General features: G+C 46.2%; 23 protein-coding genes and 1 other RNA gene. 7 read left to right on the top strand and 17 right to left on the bottom strand.

The genetic code is table 11. The features are described from left to right. Positions 1-31: 31 nt before the first annotated feature. The 6 genes from ACPEPR_RS10425 to ACPEPR_RS10400 form a co-directional block, all read right to left on the bottom strand. Complete coding sequence (locus tag ACPEPR_RS10425) at positions 32-466, bottom strand: HIT domain-containing protein (RefSeq protein WP_005178471.1); 435 nt, start codon at positions 464-466, stop codon at positions 32-34. Between the two features lie 218 nt (positions 467-684). Continuing rightward, positions 685-4,146, bottom strand: a complete 3,462-nt coding sequence (gene mfd, locus ACPEPR_RS10420) for a transcription-repair coupling factor (RefSeq protein WP_127801746.1) — start codon at positions 4,144-4,146, stop codon at positions 685-687. A 129-nt stretch (positions 4,147-4,275) separates the two neighbouring features. Continuing rightward, positions 4,276-4,632, bottom strand: coding sequence for a hypothetical protein (locus ACPEPR_RS10415; protein ID WP_005178476.1), 357 nt, complete (start codon positions 4,630-4,632; stop codon positions 4,276-4,278). 123 nt (positions 4,633-4,755) lie between these two features. Next, complete coding sequence (locus ACPEPR_RS10410; RefSeq protein ID WP_423562402.1) at positions 4,756-5,532, bottom strand: glutathione S-transferase N-terminal domain-containing protein; 777 nt, start codon at positions 5,530-5,532, stop codon at positions 4,756-4,758. Between the two features lie 54 nt (positions 5,533-5,586). Beyond that, on the bottom strand, positions 5,587-6,099 hold the full coding sequence (gene rraA, locus ACPEPR_RS10405) for a ribonuclease E activity regulator RraA (protein ID WP_005178481.1): 513 nt from the start codon (positions 6,097-6,099) through the stop codon (positions 5,587-5,589). An 11-nt stretch (positions 6,100-6,110) separates the two neighbouring features. After that, entirely contained in the window at positions 6,111-6,776 is a 666-nt protein-coding gene (locus ACPEPR_RS10400) for an NAD(P)H-binding protein (protein WP_075167976.1), read from the bottom strand. Between the two features lie 212 nt (positions 6,777-6,988). On the opposite strand from ACPEPR_RS10400, the gene rpsT reads away from it, so the two are divergent. Beyond that, a complete protein-coding gene (gene rpsT, locus ACPEPR_RS10395) occupies positions 6,989-7,258 on the top strand; it encodes a 30S ribosomal protein S20 (RefSeq protein WP_005178484.1) in 270 nt (89 codons plus the stop codon). A 281-nt stretch (positions 7,259-7,539) separates the two neighbouring features. On the opposite strand, the gene ACPEPR_RS10390 is transcribed toward rpsT, so the two are convergent. The 3 genes from ACPEPR_RS10390 to ACPEPR_RS10380 all read right to left on the bottom strand — a co-directional run bounded on the left by ACPEPR_RS10390 (position 7,540) and on the right by ACPEPR_RS10380 (position 12,228). Continuing rightward, positions 7,540-10,218, bottom strand: a complete 2,679-nt coding sequence (locus tag ACPEPR_RS10390; RefSeq protein ID WP_423562412.1) for a M66 family metalloprotease — start codon at positions 10,216-10,218, stop codon at positions 7,540-7,542. A gap of 362 nt (positions 10,219-10,580) precedes the next feature. Further along, positions 10,581-11,315 (bottom strand): histidine phosphatase family protein, encoded by a 735-nt coding sequence (locus ACPEPR_RS10385; RefSeq protein ID WP_005178488.1) that lies wholly within the window; start codon positions 11,313-11,315, stop codon positions 10,581-10,583. A 55-nt stretch (positions 11,316-11,370) separates the two neighbouring features. After that, complete coding sequence (locus ACPEPR_RS10380) at positions 11,371-12,228, bottom strand: 3'(2'),5'-bisphosphate nucleotidase CysQ family protein (RefSeq protein WP_423562401.1); 858 nt, start codon at positions 12,226-12,228, stop codon at positions 11,371-11,373. A 12-nt stretch (positions 12,229-12,240) separates the two neighbouring features. Here ACPEPR_RS10380 and ACPEPR_RS10375 point away from each other — a divergent pair, with 12 nt between their 5' ends. The 4 genes from ACPEPR_RS10375 (at position 12,241) to ACPEPR_RS10360 (ending at position 15,250) form a co-directional block, all read left to right on the top strand. Further along, the gene (locus tag ACPEPR_RS10375; protein WP_005178491.1) at positions 12,241-12,927 is read left to right on the top strand and encodes an HAD-IA family hydrolase; all 687 of its coding nucleotides are present in this window, start codon (positions 12,241-12,243) and stop codon (positions 12,925-12,927) included. After that, a complete protein-coding gene (locus ACPEPR_RS10370; protein WP_005178493.1) occupies positions 12,920-13,360 on the top strand; it encodes an RNA-binding S4 domain-containing protein in 441 nt (146 codons plus the stop codon). Before ACPEPR_RS10375 ends, ACPEPR_RS10370 begins: the two co-directional genes overlap by 8 nt. A 145-nt stretch (positions 13,361-13,505) precedes the next feature. Beyond that, positions 13,506-14,549 (top strand): recombinase RecA, encoded by a 1,044-nt coding sequence (gene recA, locus ACPEPR_RS10365; RefSeq protein ID WP_005178495.1) that lies wholly within the window; start codon positions 13,506-13,508, stop codon positions 14,547-14,549. Positions 14,550-14,638: 89 nt separating this feature from the next. Next, complete coding sequence (locus ACPEPR_RS10360) at positions 14,639-15,250, top strand: regulatory protein RecX (RefSeq protein ID WP_423562400.1); 612 nt, start codon at positions 14,639-14,641, stop codon at positions 15,248-15,250. Positions 15,251-15,388: 138 nt separating this feature from the next. Here the strand turns inward: ACPEPR_RS10360 and ffs are convergent. Then, positions 15,389-15,485, bottom strand: an RNA gene (ffs, locus tag ACPEPR_RS10355) — signal recognition particle sRNA small type. A 288-nt stretch (positions 15,486-15,773) separates the two neighbouring features. Here ffs and ACPEPR_RS10350 point away from each other — a divergent pair. After that, the gene (locus ACPEPR_RS10350) at positions 15,774-16,628 is read left to right on the top strand and encodes a YbgF trimerization domain-containing protein (protein WP_016659024.1); all 855 of its coding nucleotides are present in this window, start codon (positions 15,774-15,776) and stop codon (positions 16,626-16,628) included. Between the two features lie 45 nt (positions 16,629-16,673). Here ACPEPR_RS10350 and rodA read toward each other — a convergent pair whose 3' ends face one another. From rodA to ACPEPR_RS10320, 6 genes are all read right to left on the bottom strand, one after another. Then, a complete protein-coding gene (gene rodA, locus ACPEPR_RS10345) occupies positions 16,674-17,810 on the bottom strand; it encodes a rod shape-determining protein RodA (RefSeq protein ID WP_005178500.1) in 1,137 nt (378 codons plus the stop codon). Positions 17,811-17,916: 106 nt separating this feature from the next. Then, complete coding sequence (gene ispD / locus ACPEPR_RS10340; protein ID WP_423562399.1) at positions 17,917-18,654, bottom strand: 2-C-methyl-D-erythritol 4-phosphate cytidylyltransferase; 738 nt, start codon at positions 18,652-18,654, stop codon at positions 17,917-17,919. Further along, positions 18,614-19,015, bottom strand: coding sequence for a septum formation initiator family protein (locus tag ACPEPR_RS10335; RefSeq protein ID WP_075167982.1), 402 nt, complete (start codon positions 19,013-19,015; stop codon positions 18,614-18,616). The genes ispD and ACPEPR_RS10335 overlap by 41 nt, the downstream gene beginning before the upstream one ends. A gap of 7 nt (positions 19,016-19,022) precedes the next feature. Further along, the gene (eno, locus tag ACPEPR_RS10330) at positions 19,023-20,312 is read right to left on the bottom strand and encodes a phosphopyruvate hydratase (protein ID WP_016659026.1); all 1,290 of its coding nucleotides are present in this window, start codon (positions 20,310-20,312) and stop codon (positions 19,023-19,025) included. A gap of 44 nt (positions 20,313-20,356) precedes the next feature. After that, on the bottom strand, positions 20,357-21,214 hold the full coding sequence (kdsA, locus tag ACPEPR_RS10325) for a 3-deoxy-8-phosphooctulonate synthase (protein WP_005178509.1): 858 nt from the start codon (positions 21,212-21,214) through the stop codon (positions 20,357-20,359). Positions 21,215-21,244: 30 nt separating this feature from the next. Beyond that, on the bottom strand, positions 21,245-22,882 hold the full coding sequence (locus tag ACPEPR_RS10320) for a CTP synthase (RefSeq protein WP_005178510.1): 1,638 nt from the start codon (positions 22,880-22,882) through the stop codon (positions 21,245-21,247). A gap of 225 nt (positions 22,883-23,107) precedes the next feature. Here ACPEPR_RS10320 and ACPEPR_RS10315 point away from each other — a divergent pair, with 225 nt between their 5' ends. Next, positions 23,108-23,524: a hypothetical protein gene (locus ACPEPR_RS10315; protein WP_005178512.1), complete on the top strand. Its 417-nt coding sequence runs from the start codon at positions 23,108-23,110 to the stop codon at positions 23,522-23,524. A gap of 83 nt (positions 23,525-23,607) precedes the next feature. Here the strand turns inward: ACPEPR_RS10315 and ACPEPR_RS10310 are convergent, their stop codons facing one another. Further along, positions 23,608-24,720 carry a YheT family hydrolase gene (locus ACPEPR_RS10310; protein WP_168381445.1) on the bottom strand — a complete coding sequence of 371 codons (1,113 nt, stop codon included), beginning with the start codon at positions 24,718-24,720 and terminating at the stop codon, positions 23,608-23,610. Positions 24,721-24,791: the final 71 nt, after the last annotated feature.

The following is a 24,791-nucleotide window of genomic DNA, read 5'->3' as shown; positions in this document are numbered from 1 at the left end:
CATACATCCCTGCATGATGCAAACACGAATATCAGTCCATTCGCCAGTCAAATGGCATATCGCCCTGACCGCGCAATGCCAACATTAGCGTTTGGCGCATATGGTTCAGCACTTCATTGTTATACGGTACTGCTGGTGTTCCCCAGACCGGTTTTGGCCATGCCACATCATTTTGATAACGCACCACATGATGGAAATGCAATTGTGGCACCATGTTGCCCAGTGCAGCGACATTCATTTTATCGGCACGGAATACACGTGACAGTTGGCTAGATAACCAGCTCGATTCACGCAGGAACTGTTCCTGATCGGCCTGACTTAATTCATAGAGTTCAGTAATGCCCGGCACACGTGGAATAAGAATGAGCCAAGGAAATTGCATATCATTCATTAAACGACATGTTGACAGGGGAAAGTCGCCTACAAAAAAAGTATCTTGAGCAAGTTGTGGATGCAAACTAAACATATCTTTATAAATGACGCAAATTAGAATGATGGCTAATACTATCACATCCCAAAGGACGTGAATATTCTATAACGGCCGTTTCACCACAAATAACACACTATTTGCAGCCAGCCAGAGCAATCCCCTATCTTCAATAAATTTCCTTAAATAATCAAGACTTCTTTGCGCAGTCAGCGATTAAATAAGCAGCAGGAATTGCATTGGGACTGAGCGTTGACTCAGGCTGGCAGTTCGCGCAGCAGTTGCTCCAGCAAATCGGAAATAAACTGAATCCGTTTTTGATGTTCATCCAGCAGCACCATGACTTTTAAACGCTGTCCGCCATCCATCCGGAAATAGGTCGGATGTTTCTGCATCATCTGGATAATACTGATCGCCTGCACCGGGGTATCTGGTGAAAACTCGATATTGCCACCATTGGCACCCACATCAATTTTGGTAATACCGAGCTGCTCGGCTTTCAGACGCAGCTGATGCACGGCAAATAGCTGTTTTACCGGTTGTGGTGGAATACCAAAACGGTCAATCAGTTCCATACGGATGTTGTCGAGTTTTTCCTGTGTATCGGTATTGCTGATACGTTTATAGAATAATAAACGCTGATGCACATCGCCCAGATACTCATCCGGAATCAAGGCTGGCATGTGCAGGTTGATTTCCGCTGTTAACGACAACGGCGCATCGAAATTTGGGGTTTTGCCTTTTTGAATGGCTTTAGTGGCTTTTTCCAGCATTTCCATATACAGGCTATAACCAATGGCCTGCATCGAACCGCTTTGCTGTTCCCCGAGCAGTTCACCGGCACCACGAATTTCCAGATCTTCGGTGGCCAGCATAAAACCGGCACCCAAGGTCGATGCACGCTGAATCGCATCCAGACGTTTTTCAGCATCACCTTTTAAGCCTTTAATCGACGGCACCAGCAAATAGGCATAAGCCTGATGGTGCGAACGTCCGACCCGGCCGCGTAGCTGGTGTAATTGCGCCAGGCCGAGCTTGTCGGCGCGTTCAATTAAAATGGTATTGGCATTCGGGACATCAATCCCGGTTTCAATAATGGTGGAACAGACCAGCACATTATATTCTTTATGATAGAACTGCTGCATCACCTGCTCCAGTTCACGCTCACGCATCTGGCCATGTGCGACTGCGACTCGCGCTTCCGGCACCAGCTGGCGGATATTTTCTGCTGCACGTTCAATGGTATCGACTTCATTATGCAGGAAATACACCTGACCGCCACGCAGCAATTCACGCAAAATCGCTTCTTTGACTGAATCACCAGTCTGTTCCTGCACAAAGGTTTTTACGGCTAAACGACGCGCAGGTGGTGTGGCAATGATGGATAAATCGCGCATACCACTAAAGGCCATATTCAAGGTACGTGGAATGGGGGTTGCCGTTAAGGTCAGCATATCGACATCGGCGCGCAAGGCTTTAATCCGCTCTTTATCGCGCACACCGAAACGGTGTTCTTCATCGACAATCATCAGGCCCAGCTGTTTGAACTGGACATTTTCCTGCAAAATTTTATGGGTACCAATCACAATATCGACTTTGCCTTCGGCCAAATCTTCAATGATTTTAGTATGGGTTTTGGATGAACCAAAACGCGACAGGACTTCAATACGCACCGGCCAGTCGGCAAAACGGTCTTTAAAGGATTCATAATGCTGCTGTGCCAGCAAGGTGGTCGGTACCAAGACCGCTACCTGTTTATTATTTTGCACGGCGACAAAGGCGGCACGCATGGCCACTTCGGTTTTACCAAAGCCAACATCCCCACAGACCAGACGGTCCATCGGTTTTGCCTGCTGCATATCATATAAGGTTGCTTCAATGGCATTGGCCTGATCCAGGGTTTCTTCATAAGCAAACCCGGACGCAAACTGCATATACAGTTTTTCATCCAGCTCAAAGGCATAGCCCGGCTTGGACTGACGGCGTGCCTGTATATGTAGCAACTCAGCTGCAACATCATGAATCTGCTCCAAAGCTTTACGCTTGGCCTTGTTCCAGGCATCAGTGCCAAGTTTATGTAGCGGCGCCAAATCCGGATCGCCACCACTATAGCGGCTAATTAAATGCAAATTGGTCACTGGCACATAGACTTTGGCGCCATCGGCATAATCGAGCTGCAAGAATTCATGATCCTGCTGATCAATTTCCAGCGTCACCAGTCCGGCATAACGCCCCACACCGTGATCAATATGTACCACCGGTGCACCAATACTCAGCTCGGTCAGACTGCGAATTAAAAACTCTTCCGAGACTTCCTGCTGACGTTTACGCCGACGCTGAACCACACGATGTTCATAAAGCTGATTTTCCGAAATGACCGAAAGCTGGCCCTGAATTACCAGACCACGATCTAAAGGAGCGTTGGTAATGGCAACGGCATATAAAGATTTCTGGAATTCAGCAAAGTTCTCAACCGTTGGGATTTCTCCCAGACTGGAACGCAGCGCATCTTTTAAGGTTTCACGGCGACCGGCACTTTCTGCGACCAGCAACACCGGATGATTAGCCGCATTAATATATTCTTTGACCAGACTAAATGGTTTTTCCCGTTTCGGATCGACCGGCAATTTAGGCGGTGCTTCAGTGGCCAGATTTACCACACCGGCTTTTTCAGCAAAATGATCTGCCGAGGCGATGATGCGGCCAAACTGGTTTAACTGTCCCAGCACCTGCTGAGGTGATAAAAACAGTTGCTCGGGCGGTAAAATAGGCTGGTCAATATTATGCCGGCGATCTTCATAACGGCGGTTTACTTCCTGCCAGAAGCTGTTTAAACTTTCTTCCAGCCCTTTATCTGTAATGACAATGCCATTCTCAGGTAAGTACGCCATTAAGGTACTTTCGGCAGCCATTGCCTGAGCGCTAAAGAATAACGGAAAATAGAACTCTATCCCTGGCGAGGCAATGCCATCGAGCACATCCTGATACACCGGGCTTTTCTTTGGATTTGCACTTGGGAATAATTCTGCATAACGATCGCGGAACAGCGAACGGCCTTCTTTTAAAGGAAACTCTTTGGCGGGTAGTACTGAAAATTGCTGAATGGTTTGGGTGGTCCGCTGGGTTTCCGGATCAAAAAACTTCAGGCTTTCAATTTCATCATCAAACAGGTCAATCCGGATCGGCGCTTCTTGCCCTGAAGCAAAAATATCCATAATACTGCCGCGTACTGCAAATTCACCATGATCATAGACTGTATCGACCAGATGATAACCGGCCTGAATCAGGCGTTTCTTTTGCTGTTCCAGTTCAAATTTCTGGCCAACCTGAATATCAAAATGCTCACCTAAGACCCAAGAGGTTGGCGCCACACGCTGCGCCAGGGTTGCAGCCGACACCAGCAGTACGCCCTGCTGTGGCATATTCGATAAAATCGCCAGACGCTCAGAGACAATATCCTGATGCGGCGATAAACGGTCATAAGGTAAAATTTCCCAATCCGGGAAAATGGTCGGTTGAATACCATAAAACTCAAATTCGCTTTCCAACTGCCCCAAATGCTGGCTGTTACGCGCCACCACAATCAATAACTGTTTATGCAGGGTGCTCAGCTGCTTGATCAGCAAGGCCGCGGATGAGCCCTGCAAATTGCCCACCCAGCGTTTTTCGCCCGTTTTTAATTGTTTCAGATTGAGTTGGGAGCTTTCGTGTTGGAACATGTATATAGCTTTTAGGTCTAATCAACATGCGGCTTATACTAACACGAGCATTTCCATCCATTACGTTAATTTTTCTTAATCTTTATCTGAAAAATGAGACTGCATCTAGCTGAAAAGATGGATTGAAGCTTACTTTTTCTCACGCAAGAACTGACGATAATAATCATTCAGGCGTTTCACGATACTTTTAAACTGCAACAGGTTTTCTTCTGTGTTGCCCAAACGCGTCACAAAGCTTTGCGTGGCAATTTCCAGATCAATTTTTTCATTGATCAGCATGGCGGTAAAATACAGTTCTTTCAGGTCATCAAAACGGTTCATACGCCGATTAGACAAATACTCCAGCCGCTCCGATAAAGCATCATTCAGCACAATACCATCGACGATATAGCCGTGTTGCGGATCAAACTGAATCTGATGTTCAGCCAGAAATTCTGCTTCTGGAGAGGGCTTGCTTTTAAACAGTTGCGCCACTTTATTGAACATATGGTTATATCCTGAAATTCGCTGTGCCTAGTGTATCGGCTTTAGCATGGAGATCCAGCGTTTGAACGCGGATATCTTCATAAAAACAAAAAAGCATCCGAAGATGCTTTTAACTTGAGAGTTTTAACCATACTGGCGCTGCAAATAATGCACAATATCATCCGATTCAAACATATGAGCGCCGGTATTCGGATCGACCAGATAAGGCACCTGAATATTCTCTCCCATCAGTGCCAAGACTTTCTCACGTTTACCGCCCTTTAAAGGTACATATTTACCTGACTTTAAACGTAATTTGGCCAGCCCCTGATCCTGCCAGCGCTCTTTGGCCACATTATGGAAAATAAAAGGCAATTCCAGCTCGGTTAAGGTACTGCGCACAATGCGCGTATACGGACTGGCTTCAAAACCCCACAGCTCCAGCAGTTGCTCTGGTGCCGCACGGTTTTTAATCTTTTTCTTGACCCAGACCCCGCGTGCACCATTAAGCAGCGTACCAGCAAAGGCCACAAAGGGAATTTTTGGATAATGTGCATAGCGCCGCGGGGTTTTCCCGCTTTTGCCATAGTGTTTAAACAGATGATGAATAATCTGCTGCGATTCGTAGAGATGATCTCCAGTATTTTCATCTACCAGAAATGGAAATTGCAGTTTACCGCCCAATTCCTTGACCTGCGGACGGTATTTTTTACCACCTTTAGGACAGGGATAGACTTCATAATCCAGATTCAGCAAGGTCATGACTTCGCGGACACGTCGACAAAATGGTGAACCTTCAAACTCATACAACTTGAGCGGCTGCTCAGGTTGCTTGGGAAATGCTGTGCCATTGCTTCCGCGCCCGCCTTCGGTCAAAGCAGAAGCCAATGCCTGTACCACTTTAATTTGATGATGCAACATCATGACCTTCCTGTTCTTGTTATGTTCTAGAAGATGAATGCCGAATCGGGTTGATTACAGCTCCACCAATGCTTCTTTGGCCACCACAATACCATTATTATCGGCATAAATATAATCACCCGACTGAATATTCACACCACCAAAGCTGAGCGGAATATCGACCTCACCCACGCCTTTACGGTTACTTTTTTGTGGAATTGCTGCCAGCGCATGTACGCCTAAATCCAGTTCAGCAATGGCATCGACATCACGTACACAACCATAAATAATCACACCATTCCAGTTGTTTTTTACTGCAGATTCGGCAATCAGGTCGCCCATAAGTGCACAGCGCATTGACGCACCACCATCCACCACCAGCACTTTGCCCCGGCCTTCAGTCGCCAGTAATTCTTTTACACGCGAATTATCTTCAAAGCATTTTACCGTCACCACCTGACCGCCAAAACTTTTACGCGCGCCATAGCTTTTGAAAAATTTGCCATCCATTGATGGGGTGACCACTTGCAGCTGTTTATCCGGGTTATCATCCAGCAAATCACAAGTAACGAAAGCGACTGTAGACACGTGTGTTTCCCTCATTTTGTATGTTGTATGCGTAAATTATCATAAATTTCAAACTTTTCAGTTTGAGTTAAGGCAGCCTCGACCATAGTATGAGCCACCTGCCCGGCTGTCACTGGCCGATGTTTAAAATTTTTAGGCAAAAAAGATGAACAGCGCTGAAACAGCTGCTGTGACAGATCTTCCAGAAAACGTGCATCCTGACGCTCGCCTAGCAATAACGATGGGCGCAGCAGTGAAACTTTGCTTAAAGATAAGTTCTGAATGTACTGTTCCAGTTCACCTTTGACCCGATTATAAAAAAATGGCGATCTGGCATTGGCCCCCAAGGCACTGACCAGCAGATAATGGGCAGAGGTTTGCTGCAACAGCTCGGCAAAATGGGCATTGATAGTAAAGTCAGTCGCATAAAAGTTATCTTTTGAGCCGGCTTTTTTCAGGGTGGTACCCAAACAGCTAAAGCCATGACTATGCTCGCTGACATCCTGATCATTCAGCATCAGTAAATCTTCCAGCACCAATGGCTGTACTTTGGCCATCTGTTCAAAGGCTGCATCCGGACGACGCACCACCGCCGTAACCTGCTGACAGGCAGGATGATCATTTAAGGCAGAAACCAGTGCCCGGCCGACCAAACCGGTCGATCCAATGACAATGGCTTTTTTTATGATTTGAGTCATTTTTTATCCAATATTCAGGCACTCACACTAATCTAACGTTTTCTTTCATTTTTTTCTGCATCTTAAATGTTGTCAAAGCTTGTCAAGACTTGACTTCGACGCATTGTTTAATCAAAATATGGCACTTGTTTACGGGCTGGTGAAATTCTGCTGATGTGGTTTTCAGTTGAATTGCGGCCCGCCCAGACCAATCTATTTCAAGGAGTGCACGAGTGGCAAACTCTGCTCAAGCTAAAAAACGTGCTCGTCAAAACGTTAAAGCACGTAAACATAACGCAAGCTTGCGTTCTATGGTTCGTACCTATCTTAAACGTACAGTAGCTGCTATCGCTGCTGGTGACTATGCTGTTGCTTCAGAAGCTTACAAAAAAGCTGTACCTGTAATCGACCGCATGGCTGATAAAGGCATCATCCATAAAAATAAAGCTGCTCGTCATAAGAGCCGCTTGAACGCGCAAGTTAAAGCATTAGCTTCTAACTAATCGCAAAGCAGAAAGAGCCCTGATTCAGGGCTTTTTTTGTATCTGTAGATTTTATTTTGGTCCGATCTTATCCTCAATACGTTTACGTCCCGATCGATTCCATCTCAATTCCACACTAAACCGTCTAAAAAACATCTAACCATCACACGACCTACCATCACTAGAAAATAAATCTGTCCCCCTATATTTTTGATTGCCACAACATCCCCCATAAAAAAACACCTCCTAAACTACTTAGAAGGTGTTTATATAATTCAGACTAGAATGTTGAATATGAATTGTTATTTCAGCATCAGTCTTAAGTTTTCTGGGGTTAAATAAGCCAGTTGCAGACTATTATTAGCGCTTAACTGGGTCCATTGCTGGTTTGCCCCACCGGTACAGCCATAGCGGATTAAACGGGCACGATTGTCTTTTAAATAGCCATGTTCCAGATCAAAACATTGAGCACCCTGGCGGATGGTTCCGGTTTCTGTATGCATTGTCCACACCTGACTGTCCTGTGTGGTGCTACAGCTGGCCAGTGTTACCATATTGCCGTTATTGCTTAAACACAGATCCATCTCGGCTTTACTATGAATCCGGCCCAAACCATCATAAATCCATTGCTCGGTGTCATCTCCGGTACAGGCGCTTGCACCACTGATATAGACATTTTTCTGACCTGTCGCCAGAGTTTCCACTTTCAAACAGTTATTTCTGTTTTTAAGTAGCGTTGCTTCAGCCAGAAGATCTTCATTGGCCAGTCCCAACTGCGTCACGAAGCCTTCCAGCGCTGTTTGCGCTTCAGGTTTTGCATGCTCCAGATCGGCACGGTAGACATTCATCCAGCGATTCAAACGGTAGATGTTCTGTTGCTGCTGTTCATAACGCTGCAACTGCTGCTGAGCTAGTGCACTCAATTCATGACGATTTTCTGCATAAGAATCATATAGTAATTGTGCAGCTGGCTTTAAAGCGATCACCGCCTGATTGGCCTGTGCTTCCAATTGCTGCTGGAATTCCGGCAATTCCACTTTTCTAAGCGCCGTATAACCATCCTCACGTCCAATTTTTACAGCAGCTGAAATGGCAGTGCCGTATTGAGGAATCGTAAGTGTCGATAATAATTTCTCGGCTTCATTGGCTTTTTTGCAGTACAAATTAACCTGTTGCGGCTGATCTGTAATGGCCAGGTTCACATGCAGCTTATTGGCATTACCACGCATACGATGAGGTGCCAAAGCCACGTTCTGGCTGCGATTGGTATATTGAACATCTAACCAGCAAGCCGCCTGTTCTGCGCCACGCTGTGCAGCCGGAAAATCATAGACATTGCCCCAGTTGCTGCGTGCTGCCGGATACAACACCCCTTGCTGGGTTTCCGGATCATAGCCGCCAATAATGGTAATCACCGGCACCCCAAATAAACGCGGTTTTAAATAATAGCCATCGGCGCTGTTATACCAGACCTCGCTTGAATTCGGCACTTTCGGATAGACCACTTCCATCTGGCGGCTGTCCGGATTCCAGCGTTTATAGCCGGATGGCGAGCTTTCATCCCACACATGACGATTGGTAAAATGCGGCTGGATACGCAAAAAGGTACTATAACCGGTGTAATGGGTATAACGTGAAATACTGCTATTGGTGGCACCGCCTGACATGGCATCCCAACCATACGGATACAGTTTCAGGAAATTTGGCACCCCGTTTTTGCCATCGCCCAGATTGGAGGATTGCCAGGCCAAATTACCGCGCATTTTGTTGCGATAGCCTATATAGCCCCAGCCACTATCGGCATGATGTGCCGACCAGAAATAATTGGTGGTGGTATCATCTACTTTAAAAGAGCCCGGATAATGGCCTAAACCATAATGATGGCCAATTTCATGGCTAAATTCGTTACCCACCGAGTTATACAGGGTCAACATGCCGTTACCGCCACTCAAGCCATGGGTCTGTTCACCATTGCTATATTTACCCCGCGCATGGTGAGTTACCACAGTTTGAGTCAGTTGAGGCTGTTGCTGACTGAGCATCGAAGCACTGGTCACCCCCCAGTTGGCCAAGTTAATTCCCACACTAAAGGTCGATTTCGCCGTGTTTTCACGCATATCCCCCGAATAAACACCGCCTTCGCCTGCACTTTGACTGTCGTAGATGGTGCCGTTGGCCACCATCACCCGATCCAGCTGAATATCATCATATTTAGCCACCGTCATGTGCGCTGCCGGAATGGTCTGGAAATAGTCTGTGCCTGAATTTTCCGGTTCAAGCAGCATGGCATGTCCTGTTGAATGTGGCGGCGCAGTGAGCAGTCCAATCCGGATATTATTTAGTACCAGTTCACCAGGCGCAGCAAAATCAATCTGCTCTGCCAGTAAATCACCACTGCGGTTTTTGCTGTCAATGATCCGTAATTTTAAGCCCGGACGTACTTCATCCCAGTTTAAGCGCGCTGACCAGGCCCGTTTACTGTAGCGCACTTCTGCACGGCCATCACGATTGCTCTGGTCCGAGGCCGGAATTTGAGTCGGATCAGCCAGGTTGATACGGCGTAACAGCCGTTCATTCTGATACACCTCAACCTGCAGTGCATTAATCTGATCCATCTCCTGCATCGGTGTGATTAATAACAATGCCTCCCGTTCTGCGGTTAAACGTGGCATTTTTTTCTCTTCGTTACCATTCGGGTCAACCACATGGCCTTGGGCAAACTGCACCATCGCCTGCAAAGAACCTGTTAAATCATTACGCACTTCACGTGATTCAGACTGGGCATTAAAATCATAAAAACCCAAAACAGATGGACTTACCACATCTTGCGTTGGCTCAGGATAATGACTTCCATGCAGCGGAGCATCTGGTGCTGTCCCATTGTTCGGCTGTTGACTTTCTCCATCACTACCACCACCGCCACATGCCGTCAGCATAAACGACAATATACTTACACTTAACAAACTAAGCGGAAACTTGATCACACTTTTCACTATTTATTTTACCCCAATGTCAATTTATGACTAAAAATAAAAAAATAAACACATATTTTCAATGATTTAAGAAATTAAATTAGAGTAATTTAAAATCTAAAGCAATGTGTTGTACTTTATTGGACAGAGAAAGAGACAGCTTATTTTTATTTTTTTTAAATGATGGACAAAAATGCAGCAGAAAAGAAAATTTTGATTTAGGCGGTTTTTAGACAAACAAGACTCTTGCACCCCAATAGAAATAGGCGTAACACATAGTCATTTTAGGTAGATTTTTTTTGAGTGTGAGCAAGATATATTAAAGCCAGCCATAGCTCACCTTCACAAACCATCCCCAGCGCAAATTTATATTAAACTTTTTGATGAAACTGCGAGATATCCAAGGTATGTACTTTGCCGCGCCAGATCCATTTCAACTGTGATTCCAGAAAATTTTCACCTTCAAACCAGACAAACAGCCCTTCCATCATTTGTGGCCAGTCTTCCTGTGACACCTCATTACGCCCTGAAATTACCGCAATAATCGCAGCCAGAATGGTGTCATGACTGACCGCCAGACTTAGGCCGCCCGGACTGTTAGGATGAGTGTTATAAATCAGTTCCAGCACATCCACCACGCCATGAATCGGATGTTTCATGCCCGGCAAGGCATTATTGACAAAGCTGTTAATAAAGCCCAACGCACCCTGCTGGCGAAAATACGGACCAGCCTGCTTGATGTCCAGCACAAAACTGCCTGGCTCGACCAGCAAGCCCTGCTCGACAATTTCAATATGATGGGTATTTGGCGCAATATGTACCGAATCTGCGCCTTCAATCATTAAAGCGGCAGTATCGACACAGCGCTGGATCGGACTAGAGATACAATGCTGAATGGCGCGTCCGCTATGGTCAATGAGATAAGCCCCCCATTTTTGCGCCAGTTCACGTCCCGGACCGGTTAACTGCAAATCATAGCCCGCCAGTCCCTGTCCAGCCACATTTTCACGAATGGAATGCCGGGTAAACAAGGTCACGGGAGTATGCACATCGGGCAACAAATCAATTGCCTTTAACATACTCGGTGGAAGCAGCTCTAACGCCATGGATCAAGCCAAATACAAAGGTGTTAAGCCCACTATAGCATGTTGGCAAATTAGCTCAATGTTCATTCGCCATAAGTGCTAGAGCACGCAAGGCAATCTCTTTCATTTCGGCATTTTTATAGGCAATAAAATTGCCATTTAACAGCGTATCACGATGGTTATATAAAAATGGCCGTCCCTGAAAATCAATCAGGCCACCGCCAATCCGTTCAATCAGGCATTGGCCAGCACTGGTGTCCCATTCACTGGTTGGGTGAAAACGCGGATATAAATCCACTTTATCTTCCAGCATCATGCAGAACTTATAAGCACTGCCAGCACGAAAAACCGTATAGTCCTGTTCAATCGTAGCGAGCGCCTGTAGATACTGCTCATAGACCGGTTTATTTTGGCTACTTTGACTTAAACCGACTTGAATCTGCGGACCACTGTCTACATATAGATAGGCGTACCATTGCTGTTGCTGGATATTAAACCGTAGCGGCAGGCCCTGTTTGGGGCAGATATACACCGTTTTCTCGCCCGGAATCGCCAGAATGGCAAAGGTGGTATGAATGCCTTCGACCAGACTCAGGTTAATGGTAAATTCCGGACGTTGATGTAAAAACTCTTTGGTGCCATCGAGTGGATCAAGCAGCCAGAACGTGTCCCACCGCGCCCGATCATAAACTGCGCCTTCTTCTGACAGTAGCGGCACATCTGGAAACTGCTGGGCCAGCTGTTCTGTAATGAAGGCATTCACCCGAAAATCGGCCTGGGTTACGGGCGATTCATCGCTTTTGTGTTCAATATCAAAATCGGCACCGGAACAATAACGCTGATATTCTTCTCGCAAGATTTCACATGCCTGTGTCACAATGGGCATCAGCTGCAAAATCAGTGGATCTTGTGGTGCTGTGGTTTTTTTAAACATAGATAGCCTTATATGTCGAATTATTCTGATCAACCCACCATCATCTTTGACATGGATGGTACGCTGCTTGACCTTGCCTATGATGATTTCATCTGGAATGAGCTGTTACCGGTGCGCTATGCCGAGCTGCATCAATGCAGTCTGGCCGAAAGCCGGGATACCCTGTTCCAGTTTTATCAGGAACACAACCATACCCTCAACTGGTATTCATCGCGCTTCTGGACCAGTAAAGTCGGGGTCGATGTACTGGCCATGCAGATTGAGCACAAACATAAGGTGGCTTTAAGACCGGGCTGTATCGAGCTGCTCGATTACCTAAAAGCCAATGGCTATCCAATCTGGCTGGCCACCAATGCCGACTGCGCCGGCCTGGCCTTTAAACTTGAGCAGACTGGTCTGGCCGACTATTTTGATGTCATGATCAGCAGTGAAAGCGTTGGACATGCCAAAGAATTTGTCGCGTTCTGGCAACACCTGGCACAGCAGCATCCTTTTGATCCTGCCCGCTGTTACTTTATTGATGATACCGAAAAAGTACTCAATGGTGCAGCAAAATTCGGTATTCAACAGCTGCTGACCATTCAGCAGCCTTCATCAGGCAAAGCAGCCCGTGCAGACAGCCGTTATCCGATGCTGCATGCGCTGACCGACCTGATTCCCCTATTGCAACACGCTGAGGAAAACAAAATATATGCCTAAATCTGCTCAACACGAAGCTGTAGAAAGCATGCGTATTGACAAGTGGCTCTGGGCGGCCCGCTTTTTTAAAACCCGTTCAATTGCCAAAGCAGCCATTGAAGGCGGCAAGGTGCATCATAATGGTGAGCGCGTCAAAGTTTCCAAGGAAATCCGGGTTGGTATGGAGCTGACCGTACAACAGGGCTTTGACCGCAAAACGGTCAAAGTACTGTCTTTATCAGCAGTCCGCGGTCCGGCACCGGTGGCCCAGCAACTTTATGAAGAAACTGAGGTCAGTATTGCTCGTCGGGAATTGATTGCATCACAAAGAAAGTTGCATAATCTAGCACGGCCTGATCATCGTCCAAGTAAAAAAGACCGACGACAAATCAGTAAATTTAAACAAGAAAATGATCAGTCCTATGACCAGTCCTGGTCATATCATGATGATTAATTTTGGGCGTCAGAATGTGTCGCAAGGCCACTGATTTTCATAGAAGAGAAACATAAATTCTGTCACTATACTCGGGTGGAAAGAGTTTGAAGTACATACATCCACTTGAGTATATTGTTTGGTGACATCGTATTGAGGTTGTAAGATGGATGAGAATAAAAGCAAGGCGCTAAATGCTGCCCTAAGCCAGATTGAAAAACAGTTTGGTAAAAACACAGTAATGCGTCTTGGTGACAATACCGTACAGGCTGTAGAAGCAGTATCTACCGGTTCATTAACGCTGGATATTGCGCTCGGTATTGGCGGTTTACCCAAAGGCCGTATTATTGAAATTTATGGCCCTGAATCTTCAGGTAAAACCACAATGACCCTGCAAGCCATTGCGGAATGTCAAAAAGCCGGCGGCACCTGTGCCTTTATTGATGCCGAACATGCTCTTGATCCTCAATATGCGCGCAAACTGGGTGTAGATATTGACAACCTGCTGGTTTCACAACCGGACAACGGTGAACAGGCACTGGAAATTGCCGACATGCTGGTACGTTCAGGCGCAATTGACCTGATCGTCGTCGACTCTGTTGCGGCCCTGACCCCTCGTGCCGAAATTGAAGGCGAAATGGGTGATTCACATATGGGCCTGCAGGCTCGTCTGATGAGCCAGGCGCTACGTAAAATTACCGGTAATGCCAAACGTTCTAACTGTATGGTGATCTTCATTAACCAGATCCGTATGAAGATTGGTGTGATGTTTGGTAGCCCGGAAACCACCACTGGTGGTAACGCACTGAAATTCTATGCCTCAGTACGTTTAGATATTCGCCGTGTTGGTCAGGTCAAAGAAGGTGATGAAATTGTCGGTTCTGAAACCAAAGTAAAAGTGGTGAAGAACAAGATGGCACCTCCGTTCCGTGAAGCGCTGTTCCAGATTCTGTACGGCAAAGGTGTGAACCATTTAGGTGAACTGGTCGACCTGGCTGTGCAGCAAGAGATTGTGCAAAAAGCTGGTGCTTGGTATTCATATCAAGGTGAAAAGATTGGCCAAGGTAAAAACAATACCATTCGCCATCTGGAAGAACATCCTGAACTGGCACAGACCATTGAAAAACTGATTCGTGAACAGCTATTAACCACAGGCAACGTGGTTGAAGAAAAAGACGAAGAGGAACCTGACTTTTCATTAGATCTGTAAGACTCAACTGTTGAGACTTTAGACATTACACAATACGCCCTACGGGGCGTTTTGTTATTATGCTGATGGCCCTTTTCTGCGAGATGCTTATGTCAGATGCGAAATTCACTAAACTGTTGGACTATGAAACCTTAAAGCAGCAATTTGGCGATGCAGAAGATCAGCCAGCACCATCTGTATCTGCAACTGCCCCGCCTGAATTTAATCCTGAAGAACGTTTATTCGATCATAATAACAGTCAGGAGCACAAACCGGGTTTAAGCGGCTCGCGTTTGCGCTCTTATGCTTTTGCAGTCCTAACCCGTAAAGAATATTCCAAAGCCGAACTGATTGAGAAACTGGCGCTGTATGCAGAAAACCGTGAAGAAGTGGTCGCCCTGGTCGATGAACTGTCACGCGAAAACTACCAGAGTGACCAGCGCGTGGCGGAAACCCTGCTGTCCAGCCAAAAGCGCAAAGGCAAAGGCCCCAATCAGATTAAAATGAAGCTGAAAAGCAAAAAAATTGATACCGCTTTAATTTCAGAAGAACTGAAAGAAACCGACTGGGTGCAGCAGGCCTACGAATTAAAAGTTAAAAAATTTGGTCCTGATGTCACGAAAGACCCAAAACTGAAAGCCAGACAGATCCGCTTTTTAATGTATCGTGGTTTTGAAATGGATGCGATTATGAAGGCGATTAACCGTAAAGCAGAAGATTAAAAACTGAATCTAGAGATGTAGATAAGCATCTAACTAGGATGAAACATCGACAAATATAAGAAAATAATATAGGGATTAAATCGAAAGGAAATTAAAAAGAAAAAAGCGATATTCTAAGAATTATAAAAATGGTGGCAACCCTACCAGCAAAGCTTCGGCACATCCCACGTCTGCTACCGTTGCTACCTTCCGGTCCTGGCGGGGTTCACAGGGTGAAATTGCGAAGTAACCGGCAGGGCTACCATTGCAGAAACAGAGTATAGACAATTTTATTGAACTTGCAAGTCCTGATTGCGCTTTTATATAAATCAGCCATCTATTTGATTATTAAAAAAACAGTTTGTATTTAATTGGTTATTTTGCAACAGAATTCCGAGAATTTTGACAGACGCCTAATTCATGACAACTTTGTAAAAGCTTATTGCAATTCGGGTTCGGGCCGTTTTTAATGTGCACATGATGATTTGGAATGAGCCCTTTCCTGACCGCACATTCCCAGTAAAGATAAAAGATGGATATGAAAATGATGCTAAAAAAGCATACGCTCTGTGCACTCACCCTGCTCTGCTCTGCGCCAGCACTGGCCAATATTCCCATTGAATCACGCGGCTTAAGTCAGAACAGCGGCAGCGCCAGCACCCCGGCGGCCATTGGCGCCTCCAATAGCGGCGCTCCGGTCACCACCAACCTGAACTGGCAATTGATGCAAAAAAACCAGCAGCTTGAAAATGATATTCGCACCCTGCGTGGCAAAATGGAAGAACAGGAAAACGAGATTGCCCAGCTCAAGCATGAACTGACCAACCGTTATACCGATTTAGACCAGCGTCTTGAACTGCTCAATCAGAAAATTGATCCGGAAGCAGCACCTGCTGTAGAGGAGGATAATCAACAGGATAGTTCTCCCAGTACAGCCAGCAGCAGCCAACCCACCAGTAACCCCGTAAATAATACCGCTGCCCCAGCACCAGCAGCGACCACCGTGGTTAGCACACAAAGCTCGACGGAAGAACTGGAAAAAGCCGCCTATACCATCGCTTTGGATGCCTATAAACAAGGCGGGGCCAAAAAAGCCATTGCCCCGATGCAGAACTTTATTAAAAACCATCCGAATAGCGTGTATATCAGCAATGCCTATTTCTGGCTGGCCGAGTTTAATCTGGCAATTGAACCGACCAATTACAGCGAAGCCAAAAAGAATTTTGAAATTGTTGCCAGCAAATATCCAAATTCGTCTAAAGCCTCCAATGCGGTGTATCGTCTGTATAGCATTGCCAAAAATGTCGACAAGAATGATGCACTGGCCGCGCAGTATCGTAGCACCCTGCTGACCAAATACCCGTCTTCCCAGGAAGCCGGCTTTGTGAAAAGCTCATAACCCAAAAGCCTCAGATGAGGCTTTTTTATAACAGCAGGATCGTGTTTAACGATGGGTATGTACTGACATGACAATACCCATCCCGGCCAGCAGACTGACCACAGCCGTACCGCCATAACTCATTAACGGTAATGGATCGCCGGTTACCGGTAAAATCCCGCTGACCATACCGGAGTTTAAAAACACAAAGAAGAAGAAGGTCAAGCCAACTGCACCGGCATATAGGCGACCGAAATTATGAAAACAGCTCAGGCTGATAATCAGGCAGCGGATAATAATTGCAGCAAACAGCGCGAACAGTAAAAATACGCCAAAGAAGCCAAATTCTTCAGCATAGGTCGACATAATAAAGTCAGTATGATGCTCCGGCAAATAACCCAAATGCGACTGAGTGCCTTCCAGATAGCCCTTACCGGTCAGACCACCCGAACCAATGGCAATTTTAGATTGAATAATATTCCAGCCAGCGCCGAGTGCATCAGATTCCGGATCAAACAGGGTTAAAATCCGTTTCTTTTGATATTCCTGTAATAAAAACATCCAGGCCAGCGGTGCAACAATGGCCATCGCCGCAAATGCCCCGCCAATTAAACGCCAGGACATGCCGCTCAGAAACAATACAAAAATGCCCGGAATAATCAGGCCAATGTTCAAGTCCGGCTGTAGCGCCACCAGCACAAAAGGAATGCCGAGCAGCACTAGCGCACCGACGATTTGCAGGAATTTGGGTGGAAACGGTTTACGAGCAAAATACCAGGCCATCATCAGTGGCATGGTAAATTTCATGAATTCACTGGGCTGCATACTGCCAATACCGGGCAGACTGATCCAGCGTTTGGCACCCATGCGGGTTTCACCAATCAGCAGCACCAGTACCAGCATGAGCACGGCCAGGGCATAAAAATAGGGACTGGCGGCCTGATAGACCTTGGGAGGAATCTGCGCACAGATAAACATGGCAATAAAGCCGATACCAAAGCTGATGCCCTGACGCATCACCATTCCCATATCCTGTGCGGTGGCACTATACACCACCATCAGCCCTAAAATTGCATTCAGGATCAGGAAGCATAATAGCCAAGGATCGAGGTGTAGTTTGGTCCAGCGAGAGGTATCGCTTTTAATGCTTCTTCCATCACGTAAAGAGTGACGTAAAAAACGATACTGCTGAGAAGGTATCATTGCGCCCCATTCAATCCAGATAACAAATCATCGGCAATTATAGGATGAACTATGCGCAGAGTGAATCGGAAATACACACCCGACTCATGATTTCAGCAAAGATTTTTTATGCAGTACTTCCGGCGTGCTGGGCTTGCAGAATTAAACGCGCCAGCTCCAGATCATCGGGATAGGTAATTTTAATATTGTCCGAGCGTCCCTGTACCACCTGTACCGGATAGCCACCATGCTCCAGCGCACTGGCTTCATCGGTAATATTCACCTCTTGCGCCAATGCCTGTTCAATCGCGCGTTTTAGCTCACCTAAGCGCGCCATTTGCGGGGTTTGCGCCTGCCACAGCTGGGCACGGTCTACTGTGGTCTGAATCTGCTGCTGCGTCTCTACGCGCTTGAGGGTGTCACGGACCGGAATGGCCAGAATGGCACTCTGGTTGCTGTGTACCGCCTGATTCACCAGCGCATATAAGTTTTCAACCGCCACACAGGGACGCGCGGCATCATGCACCAGCACCCAGTCTTCATCCGATGCAATAGCAGATAAATACTGCAAGGCATTCAGTACCGAGTTGACCCGCTCTGCGCCACCCAGACAAAAATGAGCTTTATCCTGATGTGCAAACGGCAAACGCTGGGCCACATCATCCTGCGCACCCATGGCCAGCACATAACCTGCCAGCGGCAACTGGTTTAAACGCGCTACCGTATGCTCCAGCACCGTGTGGTCTTGGATCATCTGGTATTGCTTGAGTTCGGATTTGGAAAAGCGACTGCCCGAGCCTGCTGCCGGAATAACGGCCCAAAGTTTATGGTGTAGGGGTTGTTGCAGCTGGCTGTGGTGCTTCATTGGTACGTAAATCTACCTGGGCATTCGGATTGATATAAATCGGCTTATATTGGGTACTGATGGTACTCATCTGTACAAAAGTTTCATGCGGTTTAATTAAGCCCAGATCAAGACGGGCATGTTCTTCGATGGCTTCTACACCATTTTTTAAATCATAAACTTCCGCGGCCAAAACCCGGTTACGTTCTTTTAATTCATTATTGAGTTCGGTTTGTTGTTGTATTTTCTGGGTCAGTTCCTGATGTTCACGATAACCACCTTCACCAAACCAGTATAAATATTGAAACCCTGCGATCAGAACGATCGCAAGGCCCAACAGTACTTTACTCGATTTCGAGTCGAATACACTTAACATTGACATCTGTCGCTTAGTTTAAACCTTTAAACTCAGCTTTACCGCGATATGCAGCATTCGTCAATTCTTCAATACGAAGTAATTGGTTATATTTCGCTACACGGTCAGAACGGCATAGAGAACCAGTCTTGATTTGACCTGCTGCTGTACCTACTGCAAGATCGGCAATGGTCGAGTCTTCAGTTTCACCTGAACGGTGAGAAATAACAGTCGAGTAACCATTGGCTTTTGCAAGGTAGATGGCATCTAAAGTTTCAGTCAAGGTACCAATCTGGTTGTATTTAATCAGAATCGAGTTACCCACTTTTTCGTTGATACCGCGTTGCAGGATTTTAGGGTTAGTCACGAACAGGTCATCACCGACCAACTGGATCTTGTCGCCAAGAATTGACGTCAGGTAAGACCAGCCTTCCCAGTCAGATTCATCTAAACCATCTTCAATTGAGATAATTGGATATTGGTTTACCAAGCCAGCTAAATAGTCAGCAAACTGGTTGCTGGTGAATGCTTTGTTGCCTTCGCCTTCCAGTACGTATTGACCATTCTTGTAGAATTCAGAAGATGCACAGTCAAGCGCAAGCATCATGTCAGAACCTGCCTTGTAGCCAGTCTGTTCAATTGCTTCAAGAATTACGGTAATTGCTTCTTCGTTTGAACGTAAGTTCGGCGCGAAACCACCTTCATCACCTACAGCTGTGTTCAAACCTTTTTTCTTTAATACTGATTTTAACGCATGGAATACTTCAGCGCCTGAACGTAATGCTTCAGCGAATGAAGTGAAACCTACTGGCTCAATCATGAACTCTTGGATGTCAACAGTGTTGTCTGCGTGCGCACCACCGTTCAGGATGTTCATCATTGGCACAGGCATAGTCAAAATGGTTTGACCACGTAAATCTGCGATGTATTGGAAAAGAGGAATTTTCTTTTCATCAGCAGCAGCGCGTGCAGCAGCCAAAGATACGGCTAGCGTTGCGTTTGCACCTAATTTTTCTTTGTTTTCAGTACCATCTAAAGCAATCATCGTATTGTCGATGTCTTTTTGCTCAAATACTGATTTACCCACCAGCGCATCACGGATTAGCGTGTTAACGTTGTTTACGGCAGTTTTCACACCTTTACCTAAGTAACGTGCTTTATCGCCATCACGAAGTTCTAAAGCTTCACGAGAACCAGTTGAAGCACCAGATGGTGCACATGCACGGCCAACTACGCCAGATGCTAAGATTACGTCTGCTTCGATGGTTGGGTTACCACGAGAGTCCAAAATTTCACGTGCACGAATGTCAACGATTTGGCTCATGAACAATTCCTCAGTTGATTGAATAATAGATGCTGTTGCGGGCATCAATGAGTATCTAACTTTTTGAATCCTTTAACTAAAGTATCCAATTCTTTTAATTGCGCCAAGAATGGCTCTAGCTGTGACAGGCGCAGCGCACACGGGCCATCACATTTGGCCACATCCGGATCTGGATGCGCTTCCAGGAATAAACCTGCAAGCCCGGTCGCCATACCGGCACGCGCCAGTGTGGTGATTTGCGCACGGCGACCACCTGCTGAATCGGCACGGCCACCCGGCGTTTGCAGCGCATGGGTCACATCGAAGAATACCGGCACATTCATCTCTTTCATGATGTCAAAGCCCAGCATGTCAACAACCAGATTATTGTAACCAAAGGCTGAGCCCCGTTCACAAAGAATCAGTTTGTCATTACCAGCTTCCAGACATTTATGCAGGATATGACGCATTTCATGCGGCGCAAGGAATTGGGCTTTTTTAATGTTGATGATGGCCTGTGTTTTGGCCATAGCTTCAACTAAATCGGTCTGACGGCTTAAAAAGGCAGGAAGCTGAATAATGTCAGCAACTTCAGCCACCGGCGCAGCCTGATACGGCTCATGCACGTCGGTGATAATCGGAACATTGAAGTGTTTTTTGATGTCTGCCAGCCACTCAATCCCTTTTTCCAGGCCTGGGCCACGGAACGAGTTCAGGCTTGAACGGTTGGCTTTATCAAAGCTGGCCTTAAAAACGTAAGGAATATTCAAACGTGTGCAGATATCAATATAGGTTTCTGCAATTTCAAAGGCCAAATCTTTGGACTCAAGTACGTTCATGCCGCCGAATAGTACAAATGGCAAGTGGTTTGCCATTTGTATATCGCCTAAACGTACAACTTCTTGTGCTTTTAATTGTGACATTTAAACTTCCTGGTTTATTCCTTTTACCGCTTAGTGCTTGTTTTGGTACTGCTTTTTGGCAGCATCAATAAAGCTTGCAAACAGCGGGTGTCCATCACGTGGCGAGCTGGTAAATTCTGGGTGGAATTGTACCGCAATAAACCAAGGATGTTGAGGGATTTCAACTGTTTCCACCAAGTGCTGTACTGGTGAATAACCTGAGATTTTCATGCCTTTTTCTTCAAGAACAGGAATATAACGGTTATTCATTTCATAGCGGTGGCGGTGACGTTCAATAATTTCTGCTGAACCGTACACTTCACAGGTTTTGGTGCCTTCAACCAGTTCTGATTTTTGTGCACCTAAACGCATGGTACCGCCGAGGTCAGAATCAACTGAACGCTGCTGTACTTCACCACGCTCATCTAACCATTCGGTAATCAGACCAATTAATGGAGATTTGGTTGAACGGTTAAATTCAGTTGAAGTCGCATCTGCAATACCGGCAACATTACGTGCGTATTCGATCACGGCAAGCTGCATACCTAAACAGATGCCCAGGAATGGAACACCGTTTTCACGTGCATAGCGGATTGCCGCCATTTTGCCTTCAGTACCGCGCTCACCAAAGCCGCCAGGGACCAGAATTGCGTCAGCATCTTTCAGTACGGCTGCAACGTCCTGGCTTTCCAGGTCTTCTGCATTGACATAGTCAATTTGTACTTTGACACGGTTTTGAATACCGGCATGCAATAATGCTTCGTTCACCGATTTATAGGCATCTGGCAGTTCAACGTATTTACCAACCATCGCTACACGTACGGTGTATTCCGGATTCAGTAAGGCTTCAACCACGTTATCCCAGTCAGACAGGTCTGCTTCTGGCACATCAAAACCAAAACGTTCACAGATCAAATCATCAACATCCTGCTCATAGAAGGTACGTGGAATTTGATAAATGGTTTTGGCATCTTTACATACCACCACTGCACGCGCTTCAACGTTGGTGAACAGTGCAATTTTGCGGGTAGTATCTGCGTCTACATCGTGCTCAGTACGGCAGATTAAGATATCTGGCTGAATACCGATTGACAGTAATTCTTTAACCGAGTGCTGGGTTGGCTTGGTTTTTAACTCTGCTGCAGACTTGATGTATGGCAACAGGGTTAAATGCATCAGCATGGTACGTTTATGACCGAGCTCAACCATGAGCTGACGGACCGATTCCATGAATGGGAGAGATTCAATGTCACCGACCGTGCCGCCAATCTCAACAATGGCAACGTCATAACCTTCACCTGCGCGAAGGACACGCTCTTTAATATTATCTGTGATGTGTGGAATCACCTGAACGGTACCGCCCAGATAATCACCACGACGCTCTTTATTTAAGACGTCTTGGTACACGCGACCTGATGTGAAGTTGTTTAACTTCGTCATCTTCGCACGACGCAAGAAACGTTCGTAATAACCCAAGTCTAAGTCAGTTTCAGCACCATCCTCTGTGACAAAAACTTCACCATGTTGGAAAGGACTCATCGTCCCTGGATCGACATTGATGTATGGATCCATTTTGACCATGGTTACTTTCAAACCACGGGCTTCTAAAAGTGCAGCAACTGAAGCAGCTGAAATACCTTTACCTAGTGATGAAACAACACCACCAGTCACGAAAATAAAATGGGTCATTGGGTTTCTCGTACAATCGAGCCTAAACTGGCCTGCAATGTTGCGCAATTTTACTTTACTCTGCACCTATAAAGCAAAGTCATTCCGCATCAATTCATAGAACAATAAACAATTGGCTATTCTATCAGCATTTCCGATAAAAAATTAGATTTTATTCATAGGATTTTCATCTGATTTTTTGCTGTTATAATACGCGCATCTCGTTGAACCCTCCTTTTTTAGATTATGAACAAAAAATTTTTGATTTGTGGTGCAATTGCAACCAGTTTATTCCTGAGTGCCTGTGTTAAAAAAGAAGCACCTCAGGAAGAAGAACAGGTTGAAGTTGAGGTTCAGCAAACTGAGCAGATCACTGAGCCAGCCCAGTTCGAGCCACTTGAAGCAGAAACGCCAGAAGTGTCTGAAACTGAAGCGCCAGTGGAATACGAAGTTGAACGTACTGAAACTGAAAACACCACAACTGAAATTCGTCGTGAAGTGACGCCACGTGAACCTGCGCCAGCCCCTCAGCCAGCTCAGGCCGCTCCTGCTGAAGACAAGCCGGTAGAAGCCCGTCCAGCCAACCCGGACCCGGACAGCCAGTCACAAGATGACGCTGTTGCCGCAGCCATTGCCGCAGCAACCCCAGCGCTTGAAAACTGATTTCAGCCTTCAAGCACTGTTGCATAAAAAAACCCAGTCCATGTACTGGGTTTTTTATTGGCCTTTTTATGAAGCTGTTCCATTCAGGAATAAGAACGTTCACCCTGTTGATGCTGGTTCTTTAAATAATCAGCCATTAAACGTGTGGCCCAGGACTGTGGCGCACCTAAACCTTCATAAAAACCGCAATGACTGCCCTTTTTGGTGGTCACCACCATAATATTCGGCATTTTCTGAATACGTTCTTTATACGGTTCCAGATTTTTAATATGACAAACCGGATCATCTTCGGCGTTTAAAATCATCAGGGGAATTTTGACATTCTGGAACACATAAATCGGGTTAATGGCTTTGCTATAACTTTCATAATCATGATAGCCGGCCATCTCAAAATAGGCCTGTTCAAATTCGGCCAGGTTTTGCGCGGTAATGACTTTGGCCAGCGATTTGGTTTTCTGCCAGCTACTCCGATAAGGATCAATAAAGGCCTGAATCACCTTTTTGGTCATGACCTTACTATAAAACGGATGAACATGGTTAAAGCCGATTTCGGTGTCATACCCCGGGCACAGTGCAAAAGCAGCTTTTAGCGGCGTTTTGTCGCCTTCTTCACCTAAATAACGCACCAGCAAACCGGTACCGGCCGATGAACCTACCCCATATAGGGCAGAAACCGGGAATTTTTTCTGAATAAACTGGATCTGTTCCCGTAAATCTTCGGTGGAACCAAACAGGCAGATTTTCGGAACCGGCATAGGCAAGTTGGCATGACCACGGCGTAAACATAAGGCAATACGCCAGCCGGTCTGCTGATGTAAATCCCGCACCAGCTCGCTCATGCTCTCGGCAGTTCCGACAATGGTGTGCATTACAATAATGGTTGGGGTGCGTGGTGGCAGATGCAGACCGTACCAGGCAATAGCCGTTACGCCACCATCGGACATGTTCAGCTGCTCAATGGCATCGTAATGCAGGCGGATGGTTTTTTTCTTGATTAAGTCAAAATAAAGCAGATGCGCATGGGTATTGGACAGCCACGGGGTTGGCCGGTATTTCTGTTTCAGTTGCGGTAAAACATCTATACAGCGCCGGATTTGACCTTCGGGATTAAAATATAAGGTCGGTTCTGCGGCGCCGGTCCATTCATCAATCAAGCGCTGGGTGAGCTGGGCCATTTTCTGGATCACAAATTTCATGTTTTGTTCCCCCCTTTTATGGTTTGGCTTATATCATGCTAGTTCTCTCATGTTATGAAGTCAGTTGAGTT

This window comes from Acinetobacter sp. AND/436, from assembly GCF_049546925.1.
GTDB classification, from domain to species: domain Bacteria; phylum Pseudomonadota; class Gammaproteobacteria; order Pseudomonadales; family Moraxellaceae; genus Acinetobacter; species Acinetobacter indicus.
This window is presented reverse-complemented; position numbering and strand designations above follow the sequence as displayed.